Here is a 523-nt window from a genome sequence, read left to right as displayed (position 1 = left end):
GGCCTGAGTAACTTTAAGTAAATCTTCACGGATTGACTTAACGTCGGCAACCTCATAACGAGTTACTCGGGCGGGCTTTTTGAGACCATGATGAATTTCTACCGCTTCTTCAAGGGAGGCTTGAAGTTCGTTAAATATATTCATTTTTCCTCTCCTTTTAATGATTGAACTATTTGTTTTAACTTGGCCTTTTCTTCCGCAGTTAGGCTATCTTTAACTGATTTTGGATAAGCGAGTACTAGGTAAATTTTGTCGGCCAGAGCAAGGACGTATAGCACTCGCATACTGCCACTCTTTCCTTTGTTGCCTACAGCCATTCTAACTTTTCGTAGACCTCCTGTACCCTTGATAATATCGCCTTTATCTGGCTGAGCAATAAGCTCTGCTTGCAAATCCTTTAGTTCGTCATCTGTTGCAAGTTCCTTGATCTGTCTTGTAAAGATCGAGGTTTCGACAAACTCAATAGCATGGCTCACTAATCAAAATCCTTATGCTACCTCAAAGGTGTACAGTGTACACTCTG

2 protein-coding genes are annotated in these 523 nt (G+C 41.3%); both read right to left on the bottom strand.

Annotated elements, in window-relative coordinates; translation table 11 throughout:
• Positions 1-144: NadS family protein (gene nadS, locus FW758_RS24780; protein ID WP_446446845.1), on the bottom strand; the 144-nt coding region annotated here is incomplete at its 3' end.
• Positions 141-476, bottom strand: a complete 336-nt coding sequence (locus FW758_RS24775; RefSeq protein WP_012196991.1) for a type II toxin-antitoxin system RelE/ParE family toxin — start codon at positions 474-476, stop codon at positions 141-143. The genes FW758_RS24775 and nadS, both read right to left, overlap by 4 nt.
• Positions 477-523: the final 47 nt, after the last annotated feature.

The sequence above is a fragment of the Shewanella sp. 1180_01 genome, assembly GCF_052850535.1.
The sequence above is the reverse complement of the archived record's forward strand: the minus strand, read 5'-3'. Positions and strand labels throughout refer to the sequence as shown.